Here is a 6,538-nt window from a genome sequence, read left to right as displayed (position 1 = left end):
CGCCGCGGCTGTCCGCGGGTGACCAGCCGTTTTCGGTGAGTAGAACGCGAAATTCCGAACACCGACTGATCACCGGCCGTACGCCGACCGCGTGTCCGGGTAGCCCAGTTGTCCACCAGCGGATCGCGACCATGCCACGGCGACCCGCACCGTAGCGATCTGTGCCAATAGCGACCCGTGCCGTATCGAACCGTGCCGTATCGAGGTGCCGGCACCCGTCCGAAGCCGACGCTGGCGACCTGTCGTCAGCGACGTCGACCACCCAGGGTCGACCACCCAGAAAGGTGAGCCGCAGAAATGCCGACGACCCATAGCGCATGTATCGGAGAACCCACCGGCAGATCACGCTGGTCCGCCGGTCGTATGCGTTTACGTCTCATGCTGGTCGCCTGCGTCGCATTAGCCACGGCTGCCACCGCCTGCGGCAGCTCGTCCTCGGACGAGAACCCCGGGCCGTCCAGCGGCTCCTCGTCGGTGGCCGCGGGCAGTGAGGTCGAAAAGGCCAACGCCTTCATCAAGACCTATCTCACGCCGCCGACGAAGATCTCCATCACCGCGCCGCTGAACTCCGCGCCGGAGGCGGGCAAGACGCTGGTGTACCTGCAGTGCGAGCAGCCGCAGTGCCAGGTGGTGGGTGTCGGCGTGCAGGCCGCCGCGGAGGCCGCGGGCTGGCAGTTCAGGAGCATTCCGTTCCAGTCGACGAACCCGTCCACGCTGACCGCCGGCCTCACACAGGCGCTGCGGTACAACCCCGTCGCGGTGTCCGTCGTCGCCGAGCCGTACCCGCTCTGGTCGAGCAGCGTTCCGCAGTACCAGCAGGCCGGAGTCCCGCTCATTCCCGTGTTCGTCGGCCCCACGGACAACAATCCGACGCTCATCGCCAACGTTTCGAATCCCGACTACTCGGCGCTGCAGGGCCAGCTCCTGTCGGCCTGGTTCATCGCGGACTCGAACGCCGAGGGGAAGGTGCTGTCGGTGAGCATTCCCGACTACCCGTACCTCGGGGCGGTGTCGGCCGGGTTCGAGGCCGCTGTTGCCAAGGACTGCTCCAAGTGTGAAGTAACCAAGATCAAGGTCGGTGTCCCGGACGTGGGCAGCGGCGCGATCAACAGCACCATCGTCTCGGCGCTGCGCAAGGATCCCTCCATCAAGTACGTCGTCGTCTCGAACGTCGCGTTCGTCCACCCGCTGCCCGCCGCGCTGAGCGCCGCCGGCCTGAGCGGCAAGGTCAAGATCGCGGGCTGCTGTGGGACCAAGACGGACGAGGAAGGTCTGAAGACCGGGCAGTTCGCGGCGGTCACCGGCACCGGCGCCTACTACGCGGGCTGGCTCGTCGTCGACGCGGCGCTCCGCCACAGCCAGGGCCTGCCGATTCCCCCGGAGTCGGGCTTCCCCTCGCTTGGCCTGCTGACGAAGGACAACCTGGTCCAGCCGACCGACAGCTATGACGTGCCGGCGGACTACGCCGACCAGTTCAAGGCCCTGTGGAAGCTTCGGTGAGTGCACGATCTGAGTCCGTCGCGGATCGCGAGCCGTCTGCGCTCGCGGTCCGCGGCGTCTCCAAGACGTTCTTCGGCAACGCGGCCCTGTCCGGCGTCGACATCGACGTCGCCGCCGGTGAGGTCCACGCGCTGCTGGGTGAGAACGGCTCGGGCAAGTCCACGATCATCAAGATCCTGGCGGGGTACCACCGGCCCGACCCGGGCGGCGAGATCCTCGTTGCCAGCCGTGCCCTGGAGCCGGGCTCGCCGGACTCCGCATATGCCCTTGGCTGCCGGTTCGTCCACCAGGACCTGGGCCTGATCGACTCCCGTTCGATCGCCGACAACCTCGCGCTGGTTGCCGGGTTCCCGCTGAAGTGGGGCACCGTCCGGGACGGGGAGCTGCGGCGTATCGCACGTCGGGACCTCGCCCGCGTCGGGCTGGATCTCGATCCGGATCTCCTGGTCGGTGCGCTCTCGCCCGCCGAGCGCACGGGTGTCGCGGTGGCCCGCGCGCTTCGGGATGACGCGTCCGCGCCGCCGGTGTCGCTGCTGGTGCTCGACGAGCCGACAGCCACTCTGCCCGACGCGGAGGTGCAGCATCTGCTGTCGATGGTGCGCACGGTGGCGAACCGCGGGGTCGGGGTTCTCTACGTGACGCACCGGCTGGAAGAGGTCTTCCAGGTGGCCACGACGATCACCGTGCTCCGGGACGGCCACCGGGTGGCTCGGGTCCCGGTCTCCTCGGTGAGCCGGGCGGAGCTGATCTCCCTGCTCGTCGGCACGGAGTTCGACGACGTCCACCGGGTGTCGGCCGAACTGCCGGTGGAGCACGACGAGCCGCTGCTGGTCGCCGACGCGCTCTCGGCCGCCCCGATCGACCGGATCTCGCTGGAGATACGGGCGGGTGACGTCGTCGGGGTCGCCGGAATCACCGGCTCCGGGCGGGAGAGCCTGCTGTCGGTCCTGTTCGGGGCCCATCCCAGACAGGCCGGCACGGTCCGCGTCGGGCAGACGAGCCTGCCGCCGTCACGGCCTGATCTGGCGATGAGGGCCGGCGTCGCGTTCCTCCCCCCGGACCGCAAGACACAGGGCGGCTTCCTCGACCTGAGCGTGCGGGAGAACATGACGATCAGCGATCTCGGGCCGTTCTGGCGTCGTCTGCGGCTGTCGCGGCGCCAGGAGAAGACCGAGGTGACGAGCTGGATCGAGCGTCTGAGCGTCAGGCCGCCGGCCGCCGAGGCGCCGCTGTCCTCCCTCAGCGGCGGCAACCAGCAGAAGGTTCTGTTCGCGAAGTGGTTACGCCGTTCACCGAAGGTGTTTCTGCTGGACGAGCCGACGCAGGGCGTGGACATCGGCGCCAAGGCGGAGCTGCACCTGGAGATCCTGGAGGCCGCGAGAGCCGGTGCCGGCGTCGTCGTCAGCTCGTCGGACACCGACGAGCTCGCGGCGCTGTGCCACCGGGTGCTGGTCCTGCGCGAAGGGCGGATCGTGACGTCCCTGGCCGGCAGCGCCGTCACGGCGGCGGCAATTTCACACGCGTGCCTCGGAGCAGACCTCGGGGCGGGCGTCGGAGTGGACGATGGGGGGATTTCATGAGCGCGACAGACGGGCGCAGGTTCAGCTTCGGTCTGCAGAGCTACAGCGGGCTCTACCTGTGGGCGACGTTCATCATCGTGTTCGGGGTCTGGAAACCAGATCTCTTCCTGACGAGTGCCACGTTGCACTCGGTGGCCGCCGCTCAGGCGGTGTCGGCGATGCTGGCCCTCGGCCTGCTCATCCCGCTCACCGCCGGTGTGTACGACCTGTCGGTCGGCGCGGTGACCAACGTGTCGGCGGTGCTCGTGGTCACCCTGCAGACCGTGCACGGCGTAAGCATGGGCCCGGCGATTCTCGCGGCGATCGCCACGTCGGCCGCGATCGGGACGGCGTCCGGGTTCATCGTCGTCAAGCTGAAGGTCAACTCCTTTGTCGCCACGCTCGGTATGGCGACCGTCGTCGCCGCCATCCAGACGATCATTTCGGGTGGGACACAGCCGTTCCCGCCGTCCGGTTCGGCGTGGACCAGCTTCACCCAGCAGACCGTGCTCGGTTTCCAGATCATCGTCCTCTACATGCTCGTACTGGCGTTCGTCGTCTGGTGGGTCCTCGACCACACACCGGTGGGCCGCTACCTGTACGCGATCGGGGGCAGTTCGGAGGCCGCGCGGCTGACCGGGATCAGCGTGGGCCGCTGGACGTGGCTGTCGCTGATAGCGTCCTCCACCATCGCCGGAACCGCTGGGATCTTCTACGCGTCCCTGTCCGGGCCGTCCCTGACCTTTGGTCAGGCCCTGCTGCTGCCGGCGTTCGCCGCGGTCTTCCTCGGCTCGACACAGTTGCGGCCCGGCCGGTTCAACGTCTGGGGCACGCTGCTGGCCGTCTACGTGCTCGCCACCGGCGTGCAGGGCCTGCAGTTCGTCACCGGGGTCCAGTGGCTCAACGACATGTTCAACGGTGTCGCTCTGCTCGCCGCGGTGTCCTTCGCGGTCTGGCGGCAGGGGGCGAAGGGCCGGCGTCGTGAGCGTGCGACAGCCACCGACACACAGGCCGAACACCCTGTCGACGCGGACGTCAAACAGCCGGTCGGGTCCTGACGTCCCAGGTGCAGCGACACCCGGCCGTCATGGCAGCCGGATGCGCTATGACGGCCGGAGGTCCCGGAGAGCTCTGGGACGGCGTAGGGCGCGACGCGATCGGTCGCGATCGGTCGCGACAGGTGATGCGTCCCCGGCGAGACCGGGAACAAAGCCGTGCTGAATGCCCGTGCCGTCCGCCGGGCCCCGACGTTCGCCGCGGGCATCGGGGCCCGGCGTTATCCGGTCATCTTGGCCATCGGGGCGCGCGTGCCAACGGCGGAGATTTTTCTGATATCCGGGGACCGATGCGGATCGTTGGTCCGAATCAGGTCGTCGTTGTGGAGTTTCATCGCCCTCTCGAACGCGAAGCGATTGCGGGTGCGGATCGCCTCGATGATGTCGGAGTGCACGTTCAGGCTGTGCCGGAGCATCGCTTCGTGGCCGTCGATGAACGTCGCTCGGCTCAGCGTCGCCTCGAGCAGGGCCACCACGCTCTGGTGCATGCCGTCCAGCACCGGGATCCGCGCGGCGGTGACCAGCGCACGGTGCATGCGCATGGTGCCCTTGACGTAGCTGTGCGCGTCCCGGGCCGAGGCCATGCGGTCGTAGGCGTCCTGGATCGCGTCGACGTCACCGGTGGTCGCGCGGTCGAAGGCGACGGCGGCCAGACCGGCCTCCAGATGCATCCGGGCCTCGAACAACTGGAGGGGATGGGTACCGGAGTCGTGAAACCACAGATCCATCGCCCCCAGCCGGACCTGTGGGGGCAGGCTGGCGACGAAGATGCCGCCGCCGGCGCCCGGACGTACACCCACCAGGCCCCGGTTGCGCAGGATCCGCAGGGTTTCGTTCATGACCGTCGGACTGATGCCGAACCGTTCCATGAACTCGGCGCGCCGACCGAGGTGCGCGCCGACCGGCAGCCGTGCCTCGAGGATCTCGTCCTCGATGTCAGCGGCCACCTGCTCGGCGCGCGATTTGCGAGCAGCCGAATCAGGTCGTCGTCTGGCCACGGGAACCTCTCCTCGGACGTGGCGATGTACCGCTCGAGCAGCTGATGTAAAGGACAAAATTATATACACAATATCTTATGTCAGGGGAGGCCTCCGCGCACCTGAGGAGCGGGAATGAAGCGCCTATATGATACGTAAACCCGTTTCGGCGGCGGTGCGCGGCCGCGTGGGGCGCGCCATCCGGAGGAGCTTCGGGCCTGCCCCGCGGGAGGTCCTGTGGGAGGTCCCGTGGGAAGTCCTGCGGGGGGTCGAGGCGGGGGCGAGGCGGGGGTCGAGGCGGGCCAGGGCCGCGGTAGGGCCGTGGGCCGCCCTTGTTGGGCCAGATGATCGATAAAGGGGCGAGTCGTACGGCGAGCGGGCTCGACGGCGGCCCGGCTGTTACGCGCGGCATCGCGGGAGTGGAAGACAGCGGCCCGGCCGGCGGACGGGAAGCGGCGGCCGCCACGGCGANGGCGGCCGCCACGGCGAGTTTTTCCTGCCGGTCCGCCGCTCACGGGCCGACCGCTGGGAAGCCCTACCAGTCAGATTACCCAGGGCATTCTACCGGTTTCAGAAGAATTTCCCGGATTTCATCGGTGTGGACGTATGGTCCGAAGAATCTGCCACCCGGCGGGCGTCCGGGAAGTGGGTGTCGGTGGTGCGTTTCCGGGTGCGGCATCATACTTGTGGACACCGGAGCCGCCGGCCGGATGGCGGGACCGTCGGACGCAGGAGGAAGCATGGCTGCCATCGATCTCAACAAAGTGTTGGACAAGGCATGGGCGGACAAGGAGCTGCCGGAGATCCTGGCCGCCCCGGTGTCAGCACTGAAAGGGGTTTCCGACCGTGACGGCGAGCTGCTACGAGAGGCATTCAACATCAGAACGGTGGCCGATCTGGCCGATCTGAAGTATTTTCGCTGGGCTTCGGCGCTCGCCGCGCTGAACGTCTCGGCCAAGTAAGCCGACCCCGGGCCACGAATCCAGACAGCCGCCGGCCGGGTAACCCGCCGGCCGATAATCCCGCACGGCCGTTGTGGCCCGAACTGTTCCAGGGCCGGTACGGCCGTGCCGGGTCGCGCCATGTCGGCTGTCCCATAATGTCGGCTGTCCCATAATCCTTGTCATCCCCTCTGTGAACCGTGCTCATCCGTACACCGTGCTCATCCACGCTGCCCCGCCGGCTACCCGGCCGGGACAGTGCGCCGCCGGCTGTCGTCTGTTCGTCCTCCGCTGTTCTCCGGATGTCCCTCGTCCGTCGCGGAGCGAGGGTGGAACAGATGGATCAATGAAAAGTTTCCGATATCTCCGGTAGCGTCACGAATATTTTCACCGTCAGGAATCTTCTGCTCTCCCGCGCCGTCCGCCGGTGATCGCGGCCGGGCCGGTCCGCCGCGTTTGCCGATGTTCTTGTGACGGTGGCCACGTGTTGATGATCATAGCCGGCG

The 6,538-nt window shown here is 68.0% G+C and carries 5 protein-coding genes; 4 read left to right on the top strand and 1 reads right to left on the bottom strand.

Annotation, left to right across the window (positions count from 1 at the left end):
* Positions 1 to 378 precede the first annotated feature (378 nt).
* From FrCorBMG51_RS08230 to FrCorBMG51_RS08220, 3 genes are read left to right on the top strand one after another with little or no spacing between them, the layout of a single operon-like run.
* The gene (locus tag FrCorBMG51_RS08230) at positions 379 to 1,500 is read left to right on the top strand and encodes a sugar ABC transporter substrate-binding protein (RefSeq protein WP_052914472.1); all 1,122 of its coding nucleotides are present in this window, start codon (positions 379 to 381) and stop codon (positions 1,498 to 1,500) included.
* On the top strand, positions 1,497 to 3,080 hold the full coding sequence (locus FrCorBMG51_RS32455; protein ID WP_047222464.1) for a sugar ABC transporter ATP-binding protein: 1,584 nt from the start codon (positions 1,497 to 1,499) through the stop codon (positions 3,078 to 3,080). Before FrCorBMG51_RS08230 ends, FrCorBMG51_RS32455 begins: the two co-directional genes overlap by 4 nt.
* Positions 3,077 to 4,117: an ABC transporter permease gene (locus FrCorBMG51_RS08220; RefSeq protein ID WP_047222463.1), complete on the top strand. Its 1,041-nt coding sequence runs from the start codon at positions 3,077 to 3,079 to the stop codon at positions 4,115 to 4,117. Before FrCorBMG51_RS32455 ends, FrCorBMG51_RS08220 begins: the two co-directional genes overlap by 4 nt.
* Positions 4,118 to 4,335: 218 nt before the next feature.
* Here FrCorBMG51_RS08220 and FrCorBMG51_RS08215 read toward each other — a convergent pair whose 3' ends face one another.
* The gene (locus tag FrCorBMG51_RS08215; protein WP_086055322.1) at positions 4,336 to 5,112 is read right to left on the bottom strand and encodes a FadR/GntR family transcriptional regulator; all 777 of its coding nucleotides are present in this window, start codon (positions 5,110 to 5,112) and stop codon (positions 4,336 to 4,338) included.
* Positions 5,113 to 5,831: 719 nt separating this feature from the next.
* Between FrCorBMG51_RS08215 and FrCorBMG51_RS08210 the strand changes: the two genes are divergently transcribed.
* Complete coding sequence (locus FrCorBMG51_RS08210) at positions 5,832 to 6,053, top strand: hypothetical protein (protein ID WP_047222518.1); 222 nt, start codon at positions 5,832 to 5,834, stop codon at positions 6,051 to 6,053.
* Positions 6,054 to 6,538: the final 485 nt, after the last annotated feature.

The organism is Protofrankia coriariae (genome assembly GCF_001017755.1).
GTDB classification, from domain to species: Bacteria; Actinomycetota; Actinomycetes; order Frankiales; family Frankiaceae; genus Protofrankia; species Protofrankia coriariae.
The sequence above is the reverse complement of the archived record's forward strand: the minus strand, read 5'-3'. Positions and strand labels throughout refer to the sequence as shown.